The following is a 24973-nucleotide window of genomic DNA, read 5'->3' as shown; positions in this document are numbered from 1 at the left end:
TCGCACCCGATCATAGGCGAGCGCGCGCGGCGGAAAAGGCCCGTTCAGCCGCGCGAAGGAAGGACGATGGGGGCGAGGCCCGCGAGGAGCCCGGTCTCGACCAGCGCCCGGGCCGCTTCGATGTCGGGCGCCATTACGCGGTCGGTGCCCCAGGCCGGCACGGTCTCGCGCAAGGCCGCGATCGCTGCCTCGATCGGGGGAGAGGAGACGAGCGGCCGGTGGAACCCGATGCCTTGCGCGGCCGCCAGCGCCTCGATGCCGATGATCGCCGCGAGGTTGCCGCCCATCTCGCCGAGGCGCCGCGCGGCATGGGTGGCCATGCTCACATGGTCCTCCTGGTTCGCCGACGTTGGAAGGCTGTCGACCGACCGGGGGGAGGCCAGCGCCTTGTTCTCGGCTGCGAGTGCCGCGGCCGTGACATGCGCGATCATGAAGCCTGAGTTCAGCCCCGGGTCGGGGGCGAGGAAGGCGGGCAGGCCCGTCATCACTGGGTCAGTCAACAGCGCGATGCGGCGTTCAGAGAGGCTGCCGATCTCGGCCATCGCAAGCGCGAGGATGTCAGCGGCGAAGGCCACCGGCTCGGCGTGGAAGTTTCCGCCGGAGACGATCTCGCCCGCATCGGCGAACACGAGCGGGTTGTCGGAAACGGCGTTCGCCTCGGTCTCGAGCGTCGCTGCGGCCATGCGGACAAGGCCGAGCACGGCCCCCATCACCTGAGGCTGGCAGCGCAGCGAGTAGGGGTCCTGCACCCGCGGGTCACCCACGCGGTGGCTGTCGCGGATCGCACTGCCGGCGAGCAGACCGCGCAGCGTTGCGGCGACATCCGCCTGGTCCTGGTGGCCGCGCACGGCCTGGATGCGCGCATCGAACGGCGTGTCGGACCCGCGTGCCGCGTCGACGGACATTGCCCCCGTGACGAGCGCGGCGGCGAGGCAGTCCTCCGCCATGAACAGGCCTGCGAGCGCGAGTGCGGTCGAGACCTGCGTGCCGTTGAGCAGCGCGAGCCCTTCCTTGGCCGCGAGCGTGACGGGCACGATGCCGGCGGCCTGCAACGCCTCAGCGCCCGGAACGATCCGCCCTGCCACCATCGCCTCGCCTTCGCCCACCAGCACGAGCGAGAGATGCGCCAGCGGTGCGAGATCGCCCGACGCGCCGACGGAGCCCTGGCCGGGGATGACCGGCAGCACATCGGCGTCGAAGAGCCGCATCAGCCCGGTAACGACCTCCGGCCTCACGCCGGAGAAGCCACGCGCCAGGCTTGCGGCCTTCAGCAGCAGGATCAGCCGCACGACGGGGGCGGGGAGGGCAGCGCCGGTTCCCGCGGCATGGCTGCGTACCAGGTTGAGCTGCAGGGCCGCCACGTCATCAGCGGCGATGCGGGTATGTGCGAGCTTGCCGAAGCCGGTGTTCACGCCATACGCCGTCTCGCCGCGCGCGAGAACGCCGGCAACGGTGGCGGCCGAGGCAGCAACCGCATCCTGCCAGCCATCCGCCAGCGCGGCAGCCCCGCCAGCGAACACGCGGCGAAGTGTGGGCAGCGTGATCGCGCCTGGGGTCACCGCCTCAACCATGGATCATCGGCAGGTCGAGGCCCTGCTCGCGGGCGCAGGCGATGGCGATGTCGTAGCCGGCATCGGCATGACGCATCACCCCGGTTGCCGGGTCGTTCCAGAGAACGCGTGCGAGGCGCCGCGCGGCATCCTCGGTGCCGTCACACACGATCACCATCCCCGCATGCTGGGACCATCCCATGCCGACGCCACCGCCGTGATGGAGGCTCACCCAGGTGGCACCCGAGGCGCAGTTGAGCAGCGCGTTCAGCAGCGGCCAGTCCGACACGGCGTCGGAGCCGTCCAGCATCGCCTCGGTCTCACGGTTCGGGCTCGCGACCGAACCGCTATCGAGATGATCGCGCCCGATCACGATCGGCGCCGACACCTCGCCCTTCGCGACCATCTCGTTGAAGGCGAGCCCGATGCGGTGCCGCTGCCCGAGCCCGACCCAGCAGATGCGCGCGGGAAGGCCCTGGAAGTGGATGCGCTGCCTGGCCATGTCGAGCCATCGGTGCAGGTGCGGATCATCGGGGATCAGCTCCTTCACCTTCGCATCCGTCCGCGCGATGTCCTCCGGATCACCCGACAGAGCGGCCCATCGGAACGGGCCGATGCCGCGGCAGAACAGCGGGCGGATATAGGCTGGCACGAAGCCCGGGAAGGCGAAGGCGTCGGCCAGCCCCTCCTCCTTCGCCATCTGGCGGATGTTGTTGCCGTAGTCGACGACGGGAATGCCCATGCGGTGCCAGGCGAGCATCGCCTCGACATGCGCCACCATGCTTTTCCGTGCCGCGGCAGCCGTTCCGCGCGGGTCCGACACGCGGCGCGTTTCCCATTCCTCAAGCGTCCAGCCGAGGGGGAGGTAGCCGTTGGTCGGGTCATGCGCCGAGGTCTGGTCGGTCACCGCGTCGGGCTTGACGCCGGCAGCGACGAGGGCCGGGAACATCTCGGCCGCGTTGCCGAGCACGGCGACGGAGATCGCGCGCTTCTCCGCGCACGCCGCGCGCACCATCGCGAGCCCCTCGTCGAGGCTCTTCGCCCAATGATCGACATAGCCGGTGGCAAGCCGCTTCTCGATGCTGCTCGGCTGGCACTCGATGGCGAGCATGCAGGCACCGGCGAACACGGCGGCGAGCGGCTGCGCACCGCCCATGCCGCCGAGCCCTGCGGTGAGAATCCAGCGGCCTTCCATGCTGCCGCCGTAGTGCCGCCGGCCGAGCTCGACGAAGGTTTCGTACGTGCCCTGCACGATCCCCTGGCTGCCGATATAGATCCAGCTTCCGGCCGTCATCTGGCCGTACATCATCAGCCCCTTGCGATCGAGCGCGTCGAAATGCTCCCACGTCGCGAAGGCGGGAACGAGGTTGCTGTTGGCGATCAGCACGCGCGGGGCATCGGCGTGCGTCGGGAACACGCCGACGGGCTTGCCGGACTGGACGAGCAGCGTCTGGTCGTCGCGGAGGCGTTTCAAGACGGATACGATCTGGTCGAAACTCGCCCAGTCCCGCGCCGCGCGGCCGATGCCGCCATAGACCACGAGGTCGTCGGGCCGTTCCGCCACCTCGGGGTCGAGGTTGTTCATCAGCATGCGCAGCGGCGCTTCCGTCTGCCACGAGATGGCGTTGAGCGTGCTCCCCCGCGGGCTGCGGATGACGCGGCGGTTGGTGGGCATGTCCGACATCCTCGCGGTCTCCGTTGTCAGGCGTCAGCCGAAAGGCGCTTCACGGCATCGGGGTCGAGCGTGATGCCGAGGCCGGGGCCGTCGGGCACGGTGATGAACCCATCCACCGGCACCAGCGGCTCTGCGAGGAGGTCGTCGCGCAGTGGGTTCTCGCCGACATCGTATTCGACATAGGTCGGGTCTGGCGGGTGGGTCGTTGCCGGATAGGGGCTGTGGGAAGCGACGAGGTGGACGGCCGCCGCCAACCCGATGGCGGATGCCCAGACATGCGGGCTCAACCGCTTGTGGTGCAGCTGTGCCAGCTGCGCGATCAGCCTCCCCTGCGAAAGCCCGCCGCACAGCGAAAGGTCGGGCTGCCACACATCGGCGCAGCCCTCGATGCCGAGGCGGTTGAACTGGTACGCGGTGTAGAGCGCCTCGCCGGTGGCGATCGGCACGGGCGAACGGTCACGCAGCCAGCGGTATCCGGCCCAGTCGAGCGGGGCCAGCGGCTCCTCGATCCAGTGGATGCGGAATGGCTCGATCGCGCGGATGGTCAGCAGCGCCTGGTCGGCCGTGCAGTTGCCGTTGATGTCGACCATCAGCGCGAAGGGCTCGCCGAGCCTGCGCCTCGCGTGCGCGACGCGGGCGACGTCCTTCTCGATGGAATGCCCGATCTTCATTTTCGCTGCGAAGAAGCCGCGGCCCTCGAACCGGTCGAGCATCGCATCGAGGCTCTTTTCCGGCTCTGCCGTCATGTAGCCGCCCGAGGCGTATACCGCGACGCGGTCGGCCACCTTGCCGCCGATGAGCGCGTGGACGGGAAGCCCCAGCCGCTTGCCGATCGCATCATGCGCGGCGATGTCGATGCCGGAGGCAAGCGCCAGCATCTGGTTCTCGATGCCGAAATGGTAGTTCCGGCCGAGGATGAGCGGCAGCGCCTGGGCGTGGGCGAAAAGGTCACGCCCGATCCAGGCATCCTTCACCGCGTCGAGATAGCCGCGCACGGTGGCCGGCGGGCCCCAGGCCTCGCCGATGCCGGTGATGCCATCATCGGTGTCGAGTTCCACCAGCGTGCACTGGCGGGCAGGGGCGAGCCCCCGCGCCATGCCATAGGGCTCCGACAGCCCGTGCCGGAGGGGGGTGAGGCGGATGTCGCGAATACGCGTCATGGTGGTTGCGCCTGTCCTCTGCCGTGGCGTTCACATCCGGGCTGGGCGGTCCCGCGCCGGGCCGTTCTGGTGTATGGTGGCGAGTATGGGGACAGGGCGCGTGGTGCGGCAATGCCGCTGCGTGCATGACCATGGGGAACCGATCGACCGCATGTCGCTGAGAAGCCTTGTCGTGATTGCCTGCCTGGCCGCCGGGGGCGCGATCGCCGTTGCCTCCGTCCGGGATGAGCCTGCGCGCCCGCTCCGCGTCGCCGTGGCCGATCGCGGCACCATCGTCGCCTCCGTCTCGGCCACCGGAACGCTGAACCCGCGGCGGACGGTGGATGTGTCGAGCCAGCTCTCGGGCCAGGTGCGCGAGGTGCTGGTCGACTACAACAGCCGTGTCGAGGCCGGCCAGCCGGTGGCCCAGCTCGAGGACAGCCACCTCGTCGCCCGCCTCGGCGCAGCGGTGGCCGAGGAGCAGGCCGCCCGCGCCAACCTCATCCTGGCCGAGAGCCAGCGCACCCGTGCCATCGCCCAGGTTGCCGCCGCCGATGCGGTGCATGACCGCGCCCTGGCCAATGCCAGGGCCCGCGATGCGGCCGAGCGTGATGCGACGGCTGAGCTCGCCCGCCGCCGCGCGTTGCGTGACCGTGGCGTCGGTGCCGCCAACGACGCCGAGCGTGCCGGCTTCGCCGCCGAGCGTGCCGTCGCCGAAGCCGCCGCGGCGGACGCGGATACGGCGTCCGCCGTGGCGCTCGCGGCCTCCGCCGCGGCCGATCTCCAGGTGGCGGAGGCAGCGATCGCGGCAGCGACCGCGACGGTGGCCCAGCGTGTCGCTCAGCGCCGGCAGGTCGAGGTCGACATCGAGCGCAGCGTGATCCGCTCGCCCATCGCGGGTGTGGTCGTCAACCGCCAGGTGAATGTGGGCCAGACCGTTGCTGCCTCTCTCGCGGCGCCGACCCTGTTCCTGATCGCCGGCGACCTGACCGAGATGGAGGTGTGGGCGACGGTGGACGAGGCCGATATCGGCCGCGTGCGCGAGGGCCAGGTGGTGCGCTTCTCCGTGGGCGCCTGGCCTGACGAGACCTTCGAGGGCCGTGTGCGCACCGTCCGCCTCGCGGCGACCGTGACGCAGAACGTGGTCACCTACACTGTCGTCGTCACCGCGCGGAACGAGGACGGGCGGCTGATGCCGGGCATGACCGCGACCATGCGCATCGAGACCGACCGTCGCGGCGACGTGCTGCGCGTGCCAGCCGCCGCGCTGAGATTCCGCCCCGCCATCGATGGTCCGGCACAGCCGCTGCCGCCGGGCGTGGGGCTGGTGCATGTGCAGGGCGAGGGCGGGCGGCTGACGGCGGTGCGCGTCACCACGGGCGCTGCTGATGCGCGCTACACTGAGATTGCCTCGGCTGAGCCCGCGGGCGTGCTCGAGCCCGGCGTGCCGGTCGTGATCGGTGTGGCGACAGAGGGGCCGGCGCGCCGCTCATCCGGGCTGCGCCTCGGCTTCTGATCGCATGGCCCCGCTCGACACGCTGCGCGCGGGGTTCGAGGCGCTGGTCGCGCACCGGCTGCGGGCGGGCCTCACCGCGCTCGGCATCGCTGTCGGCATCGCTGCCGTCATCGCCATGGTCGCGGTCGGGCGGGGCGCGCGCGAGCGCATCCTCGATACCGTCAACACCATGGGCGTGAACGTCATCGCCGTCTGGAACGGCTCGACGCGCGTTGCCGGCGCGCATGTCGGCACCGGCATGCGGCCGAGGCTCGTCTATGACGACGCAGAGGCTGTGCGCAGCATCCCAGGTGTCGAGCTCGTCGCTGTGAGCCTCCGCGCCTCGCAGCAGATCGTCGCCGGCAGCATGAACTGGAACGTCACCGTGCAGGGGGCGACGGCAGAGTGGCTCGCCATCCGCCGTTGGGGGGTTGCTGACGGGCGGATGTTCGCCGACACCGAGTTCGTCGGCGGGGCCAAGGTCGTGCTGCTCGGCGCCTCGGTGGCGGAGCGGCTGTTCCCGGACGGCGATGCGATCGGCAAGCCCGTGCGCATCCGACAGACACCGTTCGAGGTGATCGGCGTGATGGAGCGGAAGGGGCAGAGCCTCGATGGTGCCGACCAGGACGACATCGTGTTCGTGCCGTTCTGGGCCGCGCGGCGAAGCCTTTTCGGCGCCGATGGGGGCCACGGGCGGCTGATCGGCTCGCTCATCATCCAGGCGTCGGAGACCGCCGACAGGAAGGCTGTGACCGAGGAGATCCGCCAAGTGCTGCGCACGCGACAGCGCGTGCCGATCGGCGGGGCGGACCCGTTCGTGGTGTTCGACGTGACGGAGGCAGCGGCCGCGCGCGAGAAGGCAGCCGAGACGCTGGGCAGCTTCCTCGCCGCCGTCGCGCTGATCGCGTTGCTCGTCGGCGGCATCGGGGTGATGAACGTCATGCTCGTCAGCGTGACGGAGCGGACGCGCGAGATCGGGTTGCGTATGGCGATCGGCGCGCGGCCGCGGCACGTCCTGGCGCAGTTCGTGGTCGAGGCCGCGCTGCTCGCGCTCATCGGCGGCATCGCGGGCGTGGTGCTCGGCGTCGGCGCCGCAGTGGGGCTCGCACTCCTCGGGGGCTGGCCGGTGGTGATCGACCCCATGGCGGGGCTCATCGCGCTCGGCGTCTCGGCCGCCGTCGGGCTTGCGGCCGGGCTCTACCCGGCACTTCGGGCCTCGCGGCTCGACCCCGTGGTGGCGCTGCGGCAGGCATAGTCCGGACCGCGCATCGGTCTCATCCGTTCCGTCATCGAAGCTTCATGGCTGCGTCATCGTCCGGCAACGCGACGCTGCCACACCGGGGAGGATCACACCCCGGGATGGAGAGGCCCCATGGCACCGATGCTCCGACGCCGCGCAGCCCTTGCGGCACCTCTGCTTCTCCTTCCCGTCTCCGCCCGGGCGCAGGAGTGGCGCGGCCAGTTCCGCGAGCTGCGCATGAGCCTGATCTCGTCGGAGAACGAGCGGGATGCGATCGTGCGCTTCCAGCCCTTCGCGGCCTACATGGAGCGCACCCTCGGCGTTCCCTTCCGCGTCTTCCGCGCGACCGATTATGCCGGTGCGGTCGAGGCGCTCCGCTCCAACCAGGTAGAGTTCTCCCGCCTCGGCCCCGCTGCCTACGCACTCTCGCGCAAGGTGATGGGCGAGCGTGCGACCGCTGTTGCGCGCGACCGTGACGACAGCGGTGCCGAGGGCTATTTCAGCGTCATCGTGGTGAAGGCCGACAGCCCCGCGCGCAGCCTTGCCGACCTGCGCGGCAGGAGCCTCGCCTGGGCCGATCCGAACAGCGCATCGGGCTTTGCATTTCCCTCCTACTATCTCCGCAAGGAGGGCATCGAGATCGAGCGCTTCTTCTCGCGTACCGGCTTTGCCGGCAACCACGAGACAGGCGTCCTCGCCGTCATCAACGGCAGCTACGATGCCGCCGCGACGTTCTGGACGAACGAGCGGCGCGGCAACGTTGCCCGCATGGTGGAGAAGGGGATGATCCCGGCCGGCGCGGTCCGCAACATCTGGCAGACACCGCTGATCCCGAACTCCCCCTTCGTCACGCGCACTGACCTGCCGCGCGCGCTGCAGGAGGCGTTCCGCGATGCGCTTCTGGCGATGCACACGAACGATCCCGAGGCACTCAGAGCCCTTTCCTCGACCACGCCGCAGCTCGCGCCGGCGCGGCACGAGGACTATCTCGACGTGATCGCCGTCACCGAGGAGAACGAGGCGAGGCGCCGCCAGCGCCGGTCGTGACGGTCGCTGCGGCGCAGGCCGACGCGGCGGAGGTCTTCTCCCGCCGCTTCGCCGCGCACCGATCCCAGCGCCGTGCCGCAAGCGCGGGTTACGCCGCGCTTTTCCTCGTGGCCGTCATCGTCTCGTCGATCGTGGGCGAGGTCGATCTCGCGCGGCTTGCCGCGGGGCTGCCCAATATCGCCGCCTACATTGGCCGCACGCTGCCCGTGCTTCGCCTCGACACGCTCTGGGCCGATATCGGCGAGTGGCTCTGGGCGATCGACATCTGGCTCGTGATGCTGGGCGACACCGTGCTGATGGCGCTGGTCGGCACCGTGTTCGGCGGCGCGATCGCGGCACTCCTCTGTTTCGAGGCATCCGAGAACTGCGGCGCCAGCCCGCTCGCGCGGCAGGCGGCGCGGCGTGCCTTCGACGTTCTCCGCAGCGTGCCGGAACTCGTCTTTGCCCTGGTCTTCGTGTTCGCCTTCGGGCCTGGGCCTTTCGCCGGCGTGCTGGCCATCCTGCTGCATTCGGCAGGCGCCCTCGGCAAGCTGTTCGCCGAGGCGAACGAGAATGCCGAAGCCGGACCCTACCAGGCCGTGCTCGCCGCGGGCGGAACGAGGCTGCATGCCATCCGCTTCGGCATCGTGCCGCAGATCCTGCCCAACCACCTGAGCTATCTGCTGCTCCGCTTCGAGATCAACGTGCGCGCCGCCTCGGTGCTCGGCGTCGTCGGTGCCGGCGGCATCGGGGAGGAGCTCTACCTCGTGGTGCGGCAGTTCATCTACAGCGACATCAGTGCCATCGTTCTGCTGATCCTGCTCGCTGTCGCGATCGTCGATATCGGCTGCGAGAAGCTGCGCCACGCGCTGATCGCACCAGCGGGGGCAGCACGATGACGGATGCAGCCGCCCGGCACCTGAAGCCTGCGCTGCTGTGGCTCGGTGGCGTCGCCCTGCTCGCCTTCGCCTGCTGGCGTGTCGCGCCGACGGCGGAGGCTTTCGCGATGGGCGTCGGCAAGCTTGGCTTCCTCGTGGGCTTCATGGTGCCGCCCTCGGCCGGCGGCGCGCTCTGGCCGATGCTGCACGCGCTGGCCGAAACGCTGGCGATGGCCTTCCTCGGCACGCTGATCGCGGCCGTGGCCGCCCTGCCGCTCGGCTTCCTCGGCGCGCGGAACGTTGCCCCCGCCGCACTCCTGCATTTCGGCCTGCGCCGCGGCTTCGACGGGCTGCGCGGCGTCGACAGCCTGATCTGGGCGCTGATCTTCGTCTCCGCCGTCGGCATGGGGCCGTTCGCCGGCATCCTCGCCATCGCGGTGCCCGACACGGGGGTGTTCGCCAAGCTGTTCGCCGAGGCGATCGAGAATGCCGATCGCCGCCCGGTCGAGGCCGTGCGCGCCACTGGCGGCGGAAGGCTCGCCGAGGCACGCTACGGCCTGCTGCCGCAGGTGCTGCCGGTGATCCTCAGCCACATCCTCTACTTCTTCGAAAGCAACGTCCGCTCAGCCTCGATCCTCGGCGTGGTGGGAGCGGGCGGCATCGGGCTTGCGCTGTCCGATCGCATCCGCCTCAACAACTGGGATGAGGTCGCGTTCCTCATCCTTCTGATCCTCGGGACCGTCATCGTGATCGACACCGTGTCAGCCCGCATCCGCCGTGGCATCATCGCCGCATGAGCGAAGCACCCCTGCTGTCCCTGAGCCCCACCATCCACCCCACCGCGCACGTGACCGACAGCACCCTCGGTGCGTGGACGGAGGTCGGCGCGCGCACCACGATCGCCGAGACGGTGATGGGCGACTACAGCTACGTCGTGAACGACAGCTCCATCATCTATGCAACGATCGGGCGGTTCTGCTCGATCGCCGCGCACACCCGCATCAACCCCGGCAACCACCCGCTCGAGCGTGCCGCCCTGCACCACTTCACCTACCGCGCGGCGAAGTACGAACTCGGCGAGGACGATGACGCGTTCTTCGACTGGCGCCGCGCCTCGCATGTCACGCTCGGCCACGACGTGTGGATCGGCCATGGGGCGACCATCCTGCCCGGCATCACCATCGGGACGGGCGCGGGGATCGGCGCAGGGGCGGTCGTGTCGAAGGACGTGCCGCCCTTCGCCGTTGTCGTCGGCGTGCCGGGCAAGGTGATCCGCTTCCGCTTCCTGCCCGAGATCCAGGCCGCGTTGCTCCGCATCGCCTGGTGGGATTGGCCGCACGCGACGCTGAAGGAACGGCTGGCCGATTTCCGCGCCCTCGGCGCCGAGGCGTTCTGCAAGCGATACGATCCGGCATGACCGGCACGCTCGTCCTCGTCTTCGGCCCATCGGGCGCGGGCAAGGACAGCGTGATCGAGGCAGCGCGCGCGATGCTGCCGGACGATGCGCCCGTGGTGTTCGCCCGCCGCGCCATCACCCGGCCGGAAGGCTCAGGCGGCGAGGCGCATGAGGCGGTGAGCTGGGCCATGTTCGCCGCACGCCGCGCGGCCGGTGCGTTCCTGCTTTCCTGGGAGGCGAACGGCAACGGCTATGGCATCCCGCGCGCCGTCACGGGCGATCTCGCGGCCGGGCGCACGGTGGTGGCCAGCGTCTCGCGCACCGTGCTCGGCGAGGCAGCGCGGCTCGGCTGGCCCGTGCTGGCCGTGCGCGTCACCGCCCCTGCCGCCGTGCTCGCCGGGCGGCTTGCCGCACGCGGCCGCGAGAGCGAGGGCGAGATCAGCCATCGCCTCGCCCGCGCCGGCCTTGCGGAGCCTGACCTCGGCCTCCCGGTGATGGAGATCGTGAACGGCGGCGCACTTGCTGACGCCGCGCGGCGCTTCGCTGACCTGCTGGTCGATCAGCCGCCGAAGCCGTAGCGGGCGAGCAGGACGAAGGGCGCGCCCGGCGCGGGTTCGCCGTAGAGGGCGACCGCATCAGCCAACAGGGGCGTCGCGAGCGCATCGGCGAGGCGTGGCGCAATGGCAGCGGCAACGGCACTGCGCTCAGGCTCGTCGAGCTTGCAGGAGAGCGTCATATGGAAGCGGAACCGCTCCATCACGTAGGGGTAGCCCCAGCGCGCGAGGTTCCGTTCCTCCTCCTCGTCCAACCCTGACCGTCGGCGCCGCGCGAGTTCTGCCTGCGAGGGTGGGCGGCGGAACGCGTCGAACGCCCGCACGCAATCGGCGGCAAGCGATGCCAGCGCCTCGGAGGGTGCCGCGGGGATGACGGCGAGGAAGCCGGAGAGGGGGGCAAGCATCAGCGTCGGCATCGGGAACGGCGCCTGGATGGCAAGGAAACGAACCAGCGCCTCGTGAAGCCCCGCAGCGTCGGTTCCCTCGGCCAGCGCGAAGGGCGGCTTCAGCGTACCATGCCAGCCGTAGCGCCTTGCCTCATCGGTGATCGCGGCGACCCGTGCCGGGTCGATGCCGGGCAGGGAGGGCAGGTGAAGCGCCGCGCCGCTCTCCGGGTCGCGGCCGAGCAGGGCGCAGCCTGCGTGCCAGAGCGCATGGTCGCGTGGTGGTGCGAAGTAGATGGCGTAGCGATGCATCCGCGTCAGGCGATCCGCCGCCCCTCGCGCCACACCTGGCGCACCAGCGGGTGGCCATCGGCGAGATGGACCTGAACGAGATCGGCGCGCAGGCCGGTGTCGATCGCGCCGCGATCGGGAAGGCCCACCATCAGCGCAGGTCGTTGCGAAATCGTGGCGATCGCGGCCGGGAGCGGCACCCGCATCGCGTGATGCGCGATCATGGCGGCGCCCAGCATCGCCGACGGAACGTAGTCGGACGCGAAGACATCGACGAGGCCTTCGGCGAGGAGATCGGCCGCGCGCACGTTGCCGCTGTGGCTGCCGCCGCGCACGATATTGGGCGCGCCCGCGATGATGCCCATGCCGTGCCGTCGTGCCGCGCGCGCCGCTTCCGCTGTGACCGGGAACTCGCTGATGGTGATACCGGCCTCGCGCCAGTCGGCCACCTCCAGCTCGGTGCGGTCGTCGTGGCTGGCAAGCGCGATGTCGCGACCCGCGACGGCGTCGAGGATGGCCGTGCGGTTGGGTTCGCGCACGCGCTCGCGCAGCGCCCAGCGGCGGGCGACATAGGCCTCCGCCTCCTGCTCGTTCATGCCGATGTTGCGTGCGTTCTTGCGCTTGTACTTCTCGATGTCGCCGAACTGGCCGAAGCCCGGCGTATGGTCCATCAGCGAGACCATCCGCACGAGCGGATCACCGACCACGACCGCGAAGCTTTCCTGCATCCCCTCGGCGCTGATCTCGCAGCGGAGATGGAGAAAATGCTCGGCCCGCAGCAGGCCTCGGGGGGCCAGTGCGCGCAGTTCCGCGACACCCTCGCGGAACATCTCGTCGCGCTGGTCGGCATGCTCGACCTCGCCGACGCAGAGCGCGTCGAGCACCGTCGTCACGCCTGACGCAGCAACCTGGGCATCATGCGCGAGCAGGGCTGCGCGTGCCGACCAGCGCACGCCCGGCCGCGGCATCATGTGCTTCTCGAGATTGTCCGTGTGCACGTCGACCAGGCCGGGGATCAGCAGGTCACCCTCGAGGTCCTGCGCACCGGGGATGGCGGAGCTGCCCTTGTCGAGCCGGGCGATCCTGCCGTCACGGAGTGCGACAGTTCCGAAGAACACCTCGCTCGGCGTGACGATCCGCGCATTCGTAAGGATGATCTCGGTGCTCATGCCGCCTCCACCGCAAGGGCCGCGACCGTGAGGCTGCGCGTGGCCACCGCCTCGCGCACGGCGGCGTCGTGGAAGATGCCGACGATCGCCGCACCGCGTGCCTTCGCCTCCGTGATGAGGCCGATGACGATGTCGCGGTTGGCTGGGTCGAGGCTTGCCGTCGGCTCGTCGAGCAGCATGACGGGATAGGGGTGGACGAAGCCGCGGGCGAGGTTCACGCGCTGTTGCTCGCCGCCCGAGAAGGTCGCGGGCGGCAGGTCCCACAGCGCCTCGGGCAGGTTCAGGCGGTCGAGCAGGCCGCGTGCGGCCACCATCGCCCCTGCCTCCGCCATGCCGGCACGCCGTGCAGGTTCGGCGACGATCGCGGCCGTCGGCACGCGCGGGATGACACGCAGGAACTGCGAGACATAGCCGATCGTGGTGCGACGCAGCGCCACGATCGTGCGCGGCTCGGCTGTCGCGAGGTCGACCATCGCTCCCTCGTGCCGCACGAGGATGCGCCCCGCCCCCGCGAGGTAGTTGCCGTAGAGCGTGCGCATCAGCGTGCTCTTGCCCGCCCCCGAGGGGCCGACGAGGGCAACGCATTCGCCAGGATGGACGGCGAGGTCGACGCGGTCGAGCACCGGCAAGCGACGCCCGCCCTGCAGGTGCAGCGTGAAGCGCTTCGAGAGGTTCTCGACCCTGAGCGCTTCGGGCGCCCCCGTGATCGCGTTCATGCCTGGAGCACAGAGGAAACGAGCAGCTGCGAATAGGGGTGCTGCGGATCGTCGAGCACCTGGTCGGTCAGCCCTGCCTCGACGATGCGGCCCTGCTGCATCACGAGCATGCGGTCAGCCAACAGGCGCGCGACGGCGAGGTCATGCGTGACGATGATCGCGGCAATGCCAAGCTCTCCCACCAGGGTGCGGATGAGATCAAGCAGCCGCGCCTGGACGGAAACGTCAAGCCCGCCCGTCGGCTCGTCCATCAGCACCAGCCTGGGTTCGGTGACGAGCACGCGCGCGATCTGCAGCCGCTGCTGCATGCCGCCCGAGAAAACGCGCGGCGGATCGTCGATCCGGCTCCCGTCGATTTCGACGCGGGCAAGCCATGCGGCTGCCTCGGCGCGGATGTGGCCCCAGTGGCGCGCCCCAGCGGCCATCAGCCGCTCGCCGACGTTGCCGCCGGCCGACACCGCCATGCGCAGCCCGTCGCGCGGGTTCTGGTGAACGAAGCCCCACTCGGTGCGGGCGAGCGCCCGGCGCTGCGGTTCGGCCAGGCGGGGGATGTCGACAACCTCGCCGGCCCGCGTGCGGAACAGCGCCTGGCCGGAATCGGGGGCGAGCTCGCCCGCGAGGGTGCGCAGCAGCGTGGTCTTGCCGCTGCCGCTCTCACCCACGATCGCCAGCACCTCGCCCGGCCAGAGTGAGAAAGTGGCATCCTTGACTGCGTTGAGGCCGCCGAAGCGGACGCCGATGCCGGTCACATCAAGAATGGGGACGTCGAGGATGGCGCGGTCGCTCATGCGGGATCGTCCGCGCGCGGCGTGGCGAGCGCGTGGCCGGCAAGCCTGCCGCGATGCCCGGCCTCGCGCCGATCCGCGCACCAATCGGTGTCGGAGCAGACGAACATGCGCCCGCCGCGATCGTCGGTCACCACCTCGTCAAGATAGCTGTCCGCCGCGCCGCAGAGGTCGCAGCAATTGCTGGCCCGCCATGGGTGGAAGGGATGGTCCTCGAAATCGAGGCTGCGCACCTCGGTGTAGGGCGGGATGGCATAGATGCGCTTCTCGCGCCCGGCGCCAAACAGCTGCAGCGCCGGGGAGTGGTGCATTTTCGGGTTGTCGAAGCTCGGGATCGGCGAAGGCGCCATCACGTAGCGGCCATTCACCAGCACCGGATAGTCGTAGGACAGCGTGATGCGCCCGTGGCGCGCGATGTCCTCGTAGAGCTTCACGTGCATCAGCCCGTAATCGGCGAGCGCGTGCATCCGCCGCGTCTCGGTCTCGCGCGGCTCGAGCTTTCGCAGCGGCTCCGGCTGCGGCACCTGGTAGACGATGATCTGGCCCTCGGTGAGCGCCTGTTCGGGAATGCGGTGGCGCGTCTGGATCACGGTTGCCTCCACCGTCCGCTCCGTCGTGCGCACGCCGGTGACGCGGGCGAAGAAGCGGCGGATCGAGACGGCGTTGGTCGTGTCATCGGCCCCCTGGTCGATCACCTTCAGCACGTCGTCCGGGCCCAGCACCGCTGCCGTCACCTGCATTCCGCCGGTGCCCCAGCCATAGGCAAGCGGCATCTCGCGGCTTGCGAACGGCACCTGGTAGCCGGGGATGGCGACGGCCTTGAGCAGCGCGCGGCGGATCATCCGCTTGGTCTGCTCATCGAGGTAGCCGAGGTTGTAATCGGGGTCGTGCGCTGCCTTCGGTGTCATCACTCGGCTGCCTCGCGCTGCTGCTCCGCCATGCGCAGATCGGCTTCGGCGCGCAGCCGGCGGACCAGTTCGAGCTCCGACTGGAAATCGACGTAGTGTGGCAGCTTCAGGTGCTGCACGAAGCCGGAGCTTTCCACATTGTCGCAATGGCTCAGCACGAACTCGTGGTCCTGTGCCGGGTGGACGGCATCCTCGCCGAGTTCGGCCGCCATCAGCGCACGGTCGACCAGCGCCATGCCCATCGCCTTGCGCTCGCCATGGCCGAACACGAGGCCGTAGCCGCGGGTGAATTGCGGCTTCTCGGTGCGGCTCCCCTTGAACTGGTTCACCATCTCGCACTCGGTCACCATGATGTCGCCGATGGTGATGGGAAAGCCCAGCTCCTCCGGCACGATCTCGACCGCGACCGACCCGTGGCGGATCTCGCCGGCGAAGGGATGCGCGCCGCCATAGCCACGCTGCGTCGAATAACCCATTGCCAGAACGAACCCCTCGTCGCCGCGCGCGAGCGTCTGCAGCCGCGCGGAACGATCGGCGGGAAACCGCGGCGGATCGCGCGTCACGTCCGCCGGCTCGCGTTCCTGGTCGGGCGCCTCGGGGCGCATCAGCCCTTCGGCGCCGAGCAGGCTGGTGACGTGCGGCATCGTGGCGTTGAGCGGCGTATCAGCCCGCGGCGCTGACGTGGCATCGCCCTCGGCGGCAAGGGAGAAGTCGAGCAGCCTGTGCGTGTAGTCGTAGGTGGGGCCGAGAACCTGGCCGCCGGGCAGGTCCTTGTACGTCGCGCTGATGCGGCGCTCGACCACCATCCGCTCGGTCTCGACGGGAAGGGACGCACAGAAGCGCGGCAGCGTGGTGCGGTAGGCACGCAGCAGGAACGCGCCCTCGACCAGGTCACCCTGCGCCTGCTTGATTGCCAGTGCGGCAAGCTCGCGGTCGTAGAGCGAGGCCTCCGCCATGACGCGATCGACGGCGAGGCCGAGTTGGCCGGCGATCTGAGGGAGGGTGAGGGGAGGGACGGCGGCATCACCCCGCCGCGCCTCTGCAAGAACCGCATGGCTATTCTCGATCGCCCGCTCGCCGCCCTTGACCGCGACATACATCGCTCAACCCTCCGGTGACGAAACGGTCGTGCTGCGCGGCAGCGACACGAGGCGGTTGCCGGCAACGAGGATGACGTCGACGCCACGTGGGAACAGGCGGTGGTTGGCGGCACGCATCGCAGCGAACCCCTTCTGCAGACCGGTGGTGGCGATCATCGCCGTGCCGGCAATGCCAGGGCCGGTGAGCGTAAGCCGATGGCCTTCGCCGAGCGCTGCGACGGCGACAACGATGGTCGCGCCCCTGTCGGGATACTCGTCTGTTCCCGCAAAGAACCGCGACAGGGGGGGAAGGGCAGCGGCATCGGCCGCGAAGGCGAAGACCGCCGAGGACGGATCGGCGACAAGACGGCAACCGCAGTGAAATCGCAGCCATGACGGCGCAGCGCCCGCCATGATCGCATCGTCGAGCCAGAGCGGCGTGTCGGCATCGACCAGCGTGAGCGCCACCGCCGCCATCGCGCCGCCAAGCGGGGCAGGCGGCCTGGTCGGGCCCGCGAGCGTCACGATCGTGCCGGGGCGGGAGGTTGCCTCCAGCACCGCGCGGAAGCAGGCCTGCTGGTCCTCGACCGGCGCCGTGAAGCCTGGCGAAAGACCATCCACGCTGCTCATCCCATCCGCACCATGCCGTAGAAATCGACCCGCGTTGCCGCTGCACGGCGCGAGCGGTCGTCGCGCGCCGCATCCTCCGCCGCGTCCATCGCAGCCAGCGCCGCGGCGAGGGAGGCGGGGAGGCCGGGCCCGAGCGCGCAGGCATCGAGCACCGCGGCGAGTTCCGCCGCGCGAAGGTCACGGCCGGCGCGATAGGCATGGCCGACCCGCCCATCATCGAGCCTGACGGCACAGCGCGCGACGGTCATCTCGCCGAGATTGAACGCGCCACCGACACTGCCCATCCTGCCGCGCACCATGACCATGCCGGCCTCGGGGCCGCGCAGCCGTTCCCACTGCGGTGTCGGCGCCAGCGAGGCGATCGCGGCCTCGAGCCGTTCGCGGGGGGCGCGCGCGAGCGTTGCCATGCGGGCACGCCGCGCAGCGATCGCTGCGTCCGGTGCGGATTCTCCGAGGGTCTCTGGCATCGTGCTGTTCATGGCCTGCGGCAAAAAGGTCTAGACGTCCCTACATACCAACAACTAGTCTGCCGCACAATAGCGCGCCGGAACGACGGGTTGCATGACGTTGCGGTGACGCTGCCGCCCGTGCCGACCGGCTGGGCATTCGCGATGAGGGATCGATGGCGATCGCCGAACGGATGGAGGCCGAGGGCATGACCGGGCGTGACGCTGGTCGCGAGGTCGCGCGCGTCGAACGCGGCGGCGGCGTCACCCTCTGGCGGCAGATTGAGCAGGTGATCGAGGCCGACATCGTCGCCGGCCGCGCCGCCGCCGGCGCGCGCCTGCCGACCGAGGCGGAGCTTTCCGCCTCGTTCCGCGTGAACCGGCACACCGTCCGCCGCGCCATGGAGGAGCTCGAGCGCCGCGGCCTTGTGCGAATCGAGCAGGGCCGCGGCAGCTTCGTCGCGGAGGATGTGATCGACTATCGCGTCGGCCCCCGCACGCGCTTCTCCGAGGTGATCGCCCGCGGCAACCGCGAGCCTTCGGGCCGCGTGCTGCGCATCGCCGAAATCCCCGCGCCCGACGCGGTGTCTGCTGGCCTGCGCATCCGCAAGGGCAGGCCGGTGTGGCTGGTCGAGCGGCTGGGCCTCGCCGATGGCAGGCCCATCTCCTTCGGCCTTCACCACTTCCCGCTGGCCCGCTTCCCTGACCTGCCTTCTGCGCTTGCGACGAGCAGCGGGTCGATCACCCGCGCGCTCTCGACCTGCGGCCTGCCCGACTATGCGCGCCGCACGACGCGGGTCACCGCCCGCCTGCCGACGCCGGAGGAGGCCGATCATCTCCGCCAGCCGCGCAACCGCGCGGTGATCGTGTCGGAGAACATCAACGTCGATCCCGAAGGCATGCCGGTGGAGTTCTGCATCGGTCTCTACGCCGCCGGGCGGGTGCAGCTCGTGTTCGAGTTCTGAGGGATATTCCGATGGTGCAAGGAAGACCGGTCGCTGTCGTCGGCGCGGAGGTGCTCGCCGAGGGCGGGCTCATGGAAGCGTCGGTGCTCGCGGAGGGGGGCGTGCTCGCCCCGCTCGGTGCTCCCATCCCGGCCGATTCGCTGAGGCTCGACGCGCGCGGGCTGCTGCTCGCCCCCGGCCTCGTCGACATCCACGGCGATGCGTTCGAGCGGCAACTCCAGCCGCGGCCCGGCGTCGACTTCACCGCCGAGATTGCGCTGGTCGACACTGACAGGCAGCTCCTGGCCAACGGCATCACCACGGCGTTCCATGGCGTCACGCTCTCCTGGGAGCCTGGGCTTCGCAGCGTCGAGACGTTCCGCGCGCTGCTTGCCGCACGCCGTGCGCTCGCCGGCACGCTTGCCGCCGACAACCGCATCCATCTCCGCCTCGAGACCTTCGCGATGGACCATTGGCCCGACGCCAAGGCGGCGATCGCGGATGGCTCCGTCCACCTGCTCGCCTTCAATGACCATACGGCCGAGATCGCCCGCCGTGCCGAGGACCCCGCGCGCGCCTCGCGCTACGCCGATCGGGCGCATGTGAAGGCGCCGGCGATCCTCGCCCAGGCGCGCGCGATGCTGGAGCGCGCCGATGAGGTCGAGGCGTTCGTCGCGGATGCGGCGGCAGCGGCGCGCGCGGCAGGCCTGCCGATGGCGAGCCATGACGACTCGTCGCCGGAGGTGCGGGGCCGCTGGCGCTCCCTCGGCTGCGCGATCTGCGAGTTCCCGATGAACGCCGAGACGGGGCTTGACGCGCGCGCGGCCGGCGAGGGGGTCATCATGGGCTGCCCCAACGTCGTGCGGGGCGGCAGCCACATGGGCTGGCACAGCGCCGAGGCGATGGTGCGCGCAGGCGCCTGCAACATCCTCGCGTCCGACTATTTCTATCCGGCCATGGCACGCGCTGCCTTCGCGCTCGTCGCCCGCGGGGCGCTCGCCTTGCCGGAGGCCTGGGCGCTCGTCTCCGCCAACCCCGCTCGGGCCGCGGGGCTTGCCGATCGCGGCGTGATCGCACCGGGCAGGCGTGCAGATCTCGTGCTGCTCGACACCGACGCTCCGGGCGCACCGCGCGTGCTCGCGACCATTGCCGCCGGCCGCATCGCCCACCTGGCACCAGAGGCTGCCGCCCGGCTCCGCTGACCCCGCGTCCCTCTCTGTCACCGAAGCGTCACCCAAGCGTCGCGCGCATTCGGCTATCGCATTCCCGCTGCACCGAGGGATGGGGATGGCATGCTCGAACTCCAGGGTCTCACACGGCGTTTCGGTGCCGTCACGGCTGTCGATGACGTGACACTGAGGGTGTCCAACGGCCAGATGCTTGGCGTGATCGGCCGCTCCGGTGCGGGCAAGTCGACCATGCTGCGGCTCATCAACCGCCTCGCCGAGCCTTCCGGCGGCCGCATCATGTTCGAGGGAACCGACGTCACCGCGCTGCGCGGCAAGGCGTTGCGCGACTGGCGCACGTGCGCTGCCATGATCTTCCAACAGTTCAACCTTGTGCAGCGCCTCGATGTGCTGACCAACGTTCTCGTCGGCCGGTTGAACCATCGCGGCACCCTGTCGTCGCTGTTGAAGCTGTTCACGGCCGAGGAGCGTGCGCTGGCGATCCGCACCCTCGACCGGTTCGACCTGGCCGAGGCCGCGCTGCAGCGTGCTGACACCCTGTCCGGCGGGCAGCAGCAACGCGTGGCGATCGCGCGCGCGCTTTTGCAGGAACCACGCATCCTGCTGGCCGACGAGCCGATCGCGAGCCTCGATCCGCGCAACGGCCGGGTGGTGATGGATGCGCTGCGCCGCATCAACCGCGAGGACGGGTTGACCGTCATCTGCAACCTGCACACGCTCGACACGGCGCGCGCCTATTGCGACCGCATCGTCGGCATGGCCAAGGGTCGCGTGGTGTTCGATGGCGCGCCGGCGGCGCTCACGGCCCACATGGTGCGCGAGATCTACGGCATGACCGAGGACGAACTCGCCGAGGCAGAGGCGGTGACGAGCACCTCCGTCGGCACGCTGCGCGACCCGGCACTCGCCATCGCCTGAGCTGTCCGCCCTGCCAGCGCGATGTCATGCGTCAGCAACGAAACCGTCAATGTGGTTTCGCTGCCCGGCATTACAGCACAGCCCGCGTTTTCACCGATCATCGCAGGAGAGCGACGATGCTGAACCGACGCACGCTTCTTGGGTCAACGCTGCTGGCCACCGTGGCAGGCCTCGCCGCGCCGGCGTTGGCGCAGCGCACCCCGCCGGCCTGGGCGCGCGAGGTGCCTCAGATCCGCATCGGCCTGCTCGGCGGCGAGAACGAGGCTGACCGCATCGCCCGCTTTGACGGCTTCCGCAAGCTCGTCGAGGACAGCTTCGGCGTTCCGACGCGCATCTTCGCCGCTGGCGACTATGCCGGCGTGATGCAGGGCTTCTCGGCACGCCAGCTCGAGATCGCCAGCCTCGGCCCCTCGGGCTATGCCGGCATCTGGATGGACACGAACGGCAACATCGAGCCGATGGTCGTGACCCAGGAGCAGGACGGCTCGATCGGCTACTTCGCGGTGATGTATGTGCGCGCCGACAGCCCGTTCCGCACGATCGACGACCTGCGCGGCCGCAGCCTTGCCTACGCCGACCCGAACTCCACCTCCGGCTACCTTGTGCCGCGGGCAGAGCTGCGCGAGGCTGGCAAGCCGCCCGAGCAGTTCTTCGGCCGTACCGGCTTCGGCGGCGGGCATGAGCAGGCGGTGATTGCGGTGCTGCAGCGGCAGTTCGACGCCGGCGTGACATGGACGAGCGGCATCGGTGACGAGGCGCAGGGCTTCTCGCGCGGAAACCTCCGCGCGATGGTGGAGAAGGGCATGCTGAACATGTCCGACATCCGCATCGTCTGGCGCTCGCGCCAGATCGTGAACGGGCCGATCGGCATCCGGAAGGATCTTCCGCAGGGTTTCCGCGACGATTTCCGCCGCCTCCTGCTCGCGCTGCCGACCGAGAACGCCGCCGTGTTCCGCCAGATCGAGCGCGGCAACCCGCGCGGCTATCAGCTTGCCACCCACGAGATGTACGCTCCCTTCGTGGCGATGCGTCAGGCAGAGGCGGCGGCGCGGCGCACGCGCTGAACACACGGACGAGGGCAGGGCGGGCATGACGGTCGCGACCCTCGCGTCACCCATCCCACGCATGCTCGCTGCGTGGGAGGGGCAGCGCCGCGCCCGGCGCACGGCGACGCTGTTCTACACAGCGGTCATGCTTGCCTGCCTTCTGCTTGCGGCGTTGGTGAGCGAGGTGAGGCCGGCGACGCTCGCCGCCGGCCTGCCGCGCATCGGCGAGTATTTCTGGCTGATCCTGCCGACCCTGCGGTGGGAGACGCTGTTCTATGGCGTGAAGGTCGAGGGCAGCCTCGCCTTCTGGATGTATCGGCTCGATGCCTGGGCGCTGCTCATGCTTGAGACGAGCCAGATGGCCGCACTCGCCACGCTGATGGGCAGTGCGGCGGCGCTCGTGCTGTGCTTTCCGGCGAGCCGCAACCTGATGCCGCTCGCGCCCGTCACCTTTATCCTGGTGCGGCGGTTTCTCGAGCTGTTCCGCACCGTGCCTGACATCGTCTACGCGCTCATCCTCGTCTGGGCCTTCGGCGTCGGGCCGCTGGCCGGCATCCTTGCCATCGCGCTGCATACCACGGGCGCTCTCGGCAAGCTGTTCGCCGAAGCGGTCGAGAATGCCGACAGGCGGCCCGTCGATGGCGTGCGCGCCTCGGGCGGAACCTGGCTGCATGCGGTGCGCTTCGCCATCCTGCCGCAGGTGCTGCCGAACATGCTCAGCTATGCGTTGCTGCGCTTCGAGATCAATGTCCGCGGCGCATCGGTCATCGGCTTCGTCGGCGCCGGCGGCATCGGCCAGGAGCTCTACACCGTGATCTCGTTCAACTACTACGAGGAGGTCTCGGCAATCGTGGCACTGATCATCCTCACCGTCTCGGCGATTGATCTCGTCTCGGAACGGCTGCGGTTCCGCGTGATCGGGGCGCGGTGATGAGCCCGGGGCTGGCCACGATCGACGCCGCAGCGGTCGCCGCGGCGCGCGCGAAGGTTCCCGCTGCCTTCGGCAGCCCGCCAACGCAGCGTGTGCTTCGCTGGCTCGGCTGGCTTGCCTTCGCCGCATGGCTCGGCACCGTTCTCTGGTGGTTCGACGTCTCGCCGGTGCGCATCTGGAACGGCATCGCCGGGGTGATGACGATCCTGCGGCTGATGGTGCCGCCATCGCCCGGCGAGCATCTCGACGACATCCTGAGGGGCCTTAGCGAGAGTGTCGCCATGGCCTTCCTCGGCACGGTGATGGCAGCGATCGTTGCCGTGCCGCTGGGCTTCCTCGGCGCGCGGAATGTCGCCACCTCGCTGCTGTTCCGCTTCTCCCTCCGCCGTGTGTTCGACGGGTTCCGTGGCGTCGACCAGCTGATCTGGGCGCTCGTTTATGTCCGCGCGGTGGGGCTTGGGCCGCTTGCGGGGGTGCTGGCCATTTTCACCGCCGACATCGCGGTTCTGGCCAAGCTCTACGCCGAGGCGATCGAGAATGCCGAGAAGCGCCAGGCGGAGGGTGTTGCCTCGGCCGGCGCGCGCGGTGTTCTCGTGATGCGCTTCGGCATCCTGCCGCAAGTCCTGCCGGTGATGCTTGCCCAGGCGCTCTACTATTTCGAGAGCAACACGCGCTCGGCCGCGATCCTCGGCATCGTCGGCGCTGGCGGCATCGGGCTGCAGGTCGCCGAGCGCATCCGTATCAGGGCGTGGGACGAGGTCGCCTTCATCATCATCCTGATCCTGCTGACGGTCGCTGCGATCGACCTCCTGTCGTCGCGCCTGCGCCAGCGCCTGATCGGCACCGCCCCGTTGCACTGAACTGCCCCCTCTTGCCGTGCGTTCCGCCGCGCGGCAGGGTGCGCGGCGCAACGAGGGGAGGGATGGCATGGCAGGACGGCTTCAGGGCAAGCGCGCCTTCGTCACGGCAGCGGCCCAGGGCATCGGACGGGCCACCGCGCTCGCCTTCGCCGCCGAGGGGGCGACCGTCACGGCGACGGACGTGAACGAGGCACGCCTCGGCGAGCTTGCCGGCGTTCCCGGCATCACCACCGCGCGGCTCGACGTTCTCGACGCCCGCGCCATCGCGGCGGCGGCGGAAGCGGCCGGGGCCGTCGACATCCTCTTCAACTGCGCGGGCTTCGTGCACCAGAACACGATCGAAACCTGCACCGAGGAGGAGTGGGATTTCGCCTTCGCGCTGAACGTGAAGAGCGCGTTCCGCATGACGCAGGCGCTGCTGCCCGCGATGGTCAAGGCGGGGCGCGGCGGCAGCATCATCGTGATGAGCTCCGCTGCCTCATCGATCAAGGGCGCGCCGAACCGCTTTGTCTATGGCGTGACCAAGGCCGCGCTGATCGGCATGGTTCGGTCCATCGCGTCCGACTACGTGAAGCAGCGCATCCGCGCCAACGCCATCTGCCCCGGCACGGTCGAGACGCCCTCGCTGCAGGACCGGATTGCTGCCAACGCCGCGCAGGCCGGCAGCGTCGAGGCCTCTCGCGCCGCCTTCATCGCCCGCCAGGCGATGGGCCGCCTCGGCACGGCCGAGGAGATCGCTTCACTCGCCGTCTATCTCGGCTCCGACGAGAGCGGCTTCGTCACCGGCCAGTCGATCGTGATCGACGGCGGCTGGACCCTTTGACCAACAGTCCGAAGAAGGAACGATCGCGATGAAGCTTCTGCGCTGGGGGCCTGTCGGGCTCGAGAAGCCGGGGATGCTCGATGCCACGGGGGGCCTGCGTGACCTCTCCGGCGTGGTGGGCGACATCACGCCCGACCTGCTCTCGCCGATGGGCCTCGCACGGCTCGCGGCGGCGAATGTCGAGGCGCTGCCCATGGTGCCCGGCACGCCACGGCTTGGCGTTCCCTTCACCGGCACGCGCAACTTCATCTGCATCGGGCTGAACTACGCCGACCATGCGGCCGAGGCCGGCATGGCGCTCCCGAAGGAGCCGGTGGTGTTCGTGAAGGCGCTGTCGGCATTGCAGGGCCCGAACGATGACGTGGAGATCCCCAAATTCTCGAAGAAGACCGATTGGGAGGTCGAGCTCGGCATCGTCATCGGCACGCGCGCGAAATACGTGAGCGAGGCGGATGCGATGGCGCATGTCGCCGGCTACTGCGTGGTGAATGATGTGTCCGAGCGCGAGTTCCAGCTCGAGCGCGGCCTGACCTGGGACAAGGGCAAGGGGCATGACACGTTCGGCCCCGTCGGCCCCTGGCTCGTGACGAAGGACGAGGTGGCCGACCCGCAGAACCTCCGCCTCGGCGTCGATGTCGATGGCCAGGCGATGCAGGACGGCACGACCAGGACGATGATCTTCCCGGTGACGAAGCTCGTCTCCTACGTCTCGCACTTCATCAGCCTGAACCCGGGCGACATCATCGCCACCGGCACGCCGCCCGGTGTGGGCGCGGGCAAGAAGCCAGAGCCGATCTTCCTCCGCGCCGGGCAGACCATGCGCGTGTGGATCGAGGGATTGGGCGAGCAGGTGGCGAAGACGGTCCAGGCCGGCTGAGACGCGTGGGCGCCGGGGAACACCCCG

General features: G+C 70.0%; 26 protein-coding genes. 15 read left to right on the top strand and 11 right to left on the bottom strand.

The features are described from left to right. Positions 1 to 44: 44 nt before the first annotated feature. The 3 genes from hutH to Q0C38_RS12155 are packed head-to-tail and all read right to left on the bottom strand — an operon-like array spanning position 45 to position 4385. The gene (gene hutH / locus Q0C38_RS12165) at positions 45 to 1571 is read right to left on the bottom strand and encodes a histidine ammonia-lyase (RefSeq protein ID WP_291297367.1); all 1527 of its coding nucleotides are present in this window, start codon (positions 1569 to 1571) and stop codon (positions 45 to 47) included. After that, positions 1564 to 3234: a urocanate hydratase gene (hutU, locus tag Q0C38_RS12160; RefSeq protein WP_291297366.1), complete on the bottom strand. Its 1671-nt coding sequence runs from the start codon at positions 3232 to 3234 to the stop codon at positions 1564 to 1566. Before hutU ends, hutH begins: the two co-directional genes overlap by 8 nt. Positions 3235 to 3251: 17 nt before the next feature. Continuing rightward, positions 3252 to 4385, bottom strand: coding sequence for a mandelate racemase/muconate lactonizing enzyme family protein (locus Q0C38_RS12155; RefSeq protein WP_291297365.1), 1134 nt, complete (start codon positions 4383 to 4385; stop codon positions 3252 to 3254). Between the two features lie 121 nt (positions 4386 to 4506). Here Q0C38_RS12155 and Q0C38_RS12150 point away from each other — a divergent pair, with 121 nt between their 5' ends. From Q0C38_RS12150 to phnN, 7 genes are all read left to right on the top strand, one after another. Next, on the top strand, positions 4507 to 5880 hold the full coding sequence (locus Q0C38_RS12150) for an efflux RND transporter periplasmic adaptor subunit (RefSeq protein ID WP_291297364.1): 1374 nt from the start codon (positions 4507 to 4509) through the stop codon (positions 5878 to 5880). Between the two features lie 4 nt (positions 5881 to 5884). Next, positions 5885 to 7114 carry an ABC transporter permease gene (locus tag Q0C38_RS12145; RefSeq protein WP_291297363.1) on the top strand — a complete coding sequence of 410 codons (1230 nt, stop codon included), beginning with the start codon at positions 5885 to 5887 and terminating at the stop codon, positions 7112 to 7114. 117 nt (positions 7115 to 7231) lie between these two features. Continuing rightward, complete coding sequence (phnD, locus tag Q0C38_RS12140) at positions 7232 to 8146, top strand: phosphate/phosphite/phosphonate ABC transporter substrate-binding protein (protein ID WP_291297362.1); 915 nt, start codon at positions 7232 to 7234, stop codon at positions 8144 to 8146. After that, positions 8143 to 9024 carry a phosphonate ABC transporter, permease protein PhnE gene (gene phnE / locus Q0C38_RS12135; RefSeq protein WP_291297361.1) on the top strand — a complete coding sequence of 294 codons (882 nt, stop codon included), beginning with the start codon at positions 8143 to 8145 and terminating at the stop codon, positions 9022 to 9024. Before phnD (Q0C38_RS12140) ends, phnE (Q0C38_RS12135) begins: the two co-directional genes overlap by 4 nt. Further along, on the top strand, positions 9021 to 9800 hold the full coding sequence (gene phnE, locus Q0C38_RS12130) for a phosphonate ABC transporter, permease protein PhnE (protein ID WP_291297360.1): 780 nt from the start codon (positions 9021 to 9023) through the stop codon (positions 9798 to 9800). The genes phnE (Q0C38_RS12135) and phnE (Q0C38_RS12130) overlap by 4 nt, the downstream gene beginning before the upstream one ends. Continuing rightward, entirely contained in the window at positions 9797 to 10420 is a 624-nt protein-coding gene (locus tag Q0C38_RS12125; protein ID WP_291297359.1) for a chloramphenicol acetyltransferase, read from the top strand. The genes phnE (Q0C38_RS12130) and Q0C38_RS12125 overlap by 4 nt, the downstream gene beginning before the upstream one ends. Then, complete coding sequence (phnN, locus tag Q0C38_RS12120; RefSeq protein WP_291297358.1) at positions 10417 to 10977, top strand: phosphonate metabolism protein/1,5-bisphosphokinase (PRPP-forming) PhnN; 561 nt, start codon at positions 10417 to 10419, stop codon at positions 10975 to 10977. The genes Q0C38_RS12125 and phnN overlap by 4 nt, the downstream gene beginning before the upstream one ends. Here the strand turns inward: phnN and Q0C38_RS12115 are convergent. From Q0C38_RS12115 to phnG, 8 genes are read right to left on the bottom strand one after another with little or no spacing between them, the layout of a single operon-like run. Next, on the bottom strand, positions 10959 to 11648 hold the full coding sequence (locus tag Q0C38_RS12115; protein WP_291297357.1) for a DUF1045 domain-containing protein: 690 nt from the start codon (positions 11646 to 11648) through the stop codon (positions 10959 to 10961). The genes phnN and Q0C38_RS12115 overlap by 19 nt on opposite strands. A 5-nt stretch (positions 11649 to 11653) precedes the next feature. Next, the gene (locus tag Q0C38_RS12110; protein WP_291297356.1) at positions 11654 to 12796 is read right to left on the bottom strand and encodes an alpha-D-ribose 1-methylphosphonate 5-triphosphate diphosphatase; all 1143 of its coding nucleotides are present in this window, start codon (positions 12794 to 12796) and stop codon (positions 11654 to 11656) included. Next, on the bottom strand, positions 12793 to 13512 hold the full coding sequence (gene phnL / locus Q0C38_RS12105) for a phosphonate C-P lyase system protein PhnL (protein WP_291297355.1): 720 nt from the start codon (positions 13510 to 13512) through the stop codon (positions 12793 to 12795). Before phnL ends, Q0C38_RS12110 begins: the two co-directional genes overlap by 4 nt. Beyond that, on the bottom strand, positions 13509 to 14300 hold the full coding sequence (phnK, locus tag Q0C38_RS12100) for a phosphonate C-P lyase system protein PhnK (RefSeq protein WP_291297354.1): 792 nt from the start codon (positions 14298 to 14300) through the stop codon (positions 13509 to 13511). Before phnK ends, phnL begins: the two co-directional genes overlap by 4 nt. Next, positions 14297 to 15205 carry an alpha-D-ribose 1-methylphosphonate 5-phosphate C-P-lyase PhnJ gene (locus Q0C38_RS12095; RefSeq protein WP_291297353.1) on the bottom strand — a complete coding sequence of 303 codons (909 nt, stop codon included), beginning with the start codon at positions 15203 to 15205 and terminating at the stop codon, positions 14297 to 14299. Before Q0C38_RS12095 ends, phnK begins: the two co-directional genes overlap by 4 nt. Beyond that, positions 15205 to 16305 carry a carbon-phosphorus lyase complex subunit PhnI gene (locus Q0C38_RS12090; RefSeq protein ID WP_291297352.1) on the bottom strand — a complete coding sequence of 367 codons (1101 nt, stop codon included), beginning with the start codon at positions 16303 to 16305 and terminating at the stop codon, positions 15205 to 15207. Before Q0C38_RS12090 ends, Q0C38_RS12095 begins: the two co-directional genes overlap by 1 nt. Positions 16306 to 16308: 3 nt before the next feature. After that, complete coding sequence (gene phnH / locus Q0C38_RS12085; RefSeq protein WP_291297351.1) at positions 16309 to 16905, bottom strand: phosphonate C-P lyase system protein PhnH; 597 nt, start codon at positions 16903 to 16905, stop codon at positions 16309 to 16311. A 5-nt stretch (positions 16906 to 16910) separates the two neighbouring features. Beyond that, positions 16911 to 17381, bottom strand: coding sequence for a phosphonate C-P lyase system protein PhnG (phnG, locus tag Q0C38_RS12080; RefSeq protein ID WP_291297350.1), 471 nt, complete (start codon positions 17379 to 17381; stop codon positions 16911 to 16913). A 155-nt stretch (positions 17382 to 17536) separates the two neighbouring features. On the opposite strand from phnG, the gene phnF reads away from it, so the two are divergent. The 8 genes from phnF to Q0C38_RS12040 all read left to right on the top strand — a co-directional run bounded on the left by phnF (position 17537) and on the right by Q0C38_RS12040 (position 24946). Beyond that, entirely contained in the window at positions 17537 to 18325 is a 789-nt protein-coding gene (gene phnF, locus Q0C38_RS12075) for a phosphonate metabolism transcriptional regulator PhnF (protein WP_291297349.1), read from the top strand. Positions 18326 to 18336: 11 nt separating this feature from the next. After that, positions 18337 to 19506 (top strand): alpha-D-ribose 1-methylphosphonate 5-triphosphate diphosphatase, encoded by a 1170-nt coding sequence (locus tag Q0C38_RS12070; RefSeq protein WP_291297348.1) that lies wholly within the window; start codon positions 18337 to 18339, stop codon positions 19504 to 19506. A 90-nt stretch (positions 19507 to 19596) separates the two neighbouring features. Then, positions 19597 to 20409: a phosphonate ABC transporter ATP-binding protein gene (phnC, locus tag Q0C38_RS12065; protein ID WP_291297347.1), complete on the top strand. Its 813-nt coding sequence runs from the start codon at positions 19597 to 19599 to the stop codon at positions 20407 to 20409. A 116-nt stretch (positions 20410 to 20525) separates the two neighbouring features. Beyond that, positions 20526 to 21473, top strand: a complete 948-nt coding sequence (gene phnD / locus Q0C38_RS12060; protein WP_291297346.1) for a phosphate/phosphite/phosphonate ABC transporter substrate-binding protein — start codon at positions 20526 to 20528, stop codon at positions 21471 to 21473. A gap of 25 nt (positions 21474 to 21498) precedes the next feature. Continuing rightward, positions 21499 to 22386, top strand: coding sequence for a phosphonate ABC transporter, permease protein PhnE (gene phnE / locus Q0C38_RS12055; protein WP_291297345.1), 888 nt, complete (start codon positions 21499 to 21501; stop codon positions 22384 to 22386). After that, positions 22386 to 23246: a phosphonate ABC transporter, permease protein PhnE gene (phnE, locus tag Q0C38_RS12050; RefSeq protein ID WP_291297344.1), complete on the top strand. Its 861-nt coding sequence runs from the start codon at positions 22386 to 22388 to the stop codon at positions 23244 to 23246. The genes phnE (Q0C38_RS12055) and phnE (Q0C38_RS12050) overlap by 1 nt, the downstream gene beginning before the upstream one ends. Positions 23247 to 23313: 67 nt before the next feature. Further along, entirely contained in the window at positions 23314 to 24069 is a 756-nt protein-coding gene (locus Q0C38_RS12045; protein WP_291297343.1) for an SDR family oxidoreductase, read from the top strand. A gap of 28 nt (positions 24070 to 24097) precedes the next feature. Beyond that, on the top strand, positions 24098 to 24946 hold the full coding sequence (locus Q0C38_RS12040; RefSeq protein ID WP_291297342.1) for a fumarylacetoacetate hydrolase family protein: 849 nt from the start codon (positions 24098 to 24100) through the stop codon (positions 24944 to 24946). Positions 24947 to 24973 lie beyond the last annotated feature (27 nt).

This window comes from Elioraea sp., from assembly GCF_022842375.1.
Lineage (GTDB): Bacteria > Pseudomonadota > Alphaproteobacteria > Acetobacterales > Acetobacteraceae > Elioraea_A.
Note: the sequence above shows the minus strand (reverse complement) of the source record. Positions and strands in the feature narration are given on the sequence as shown.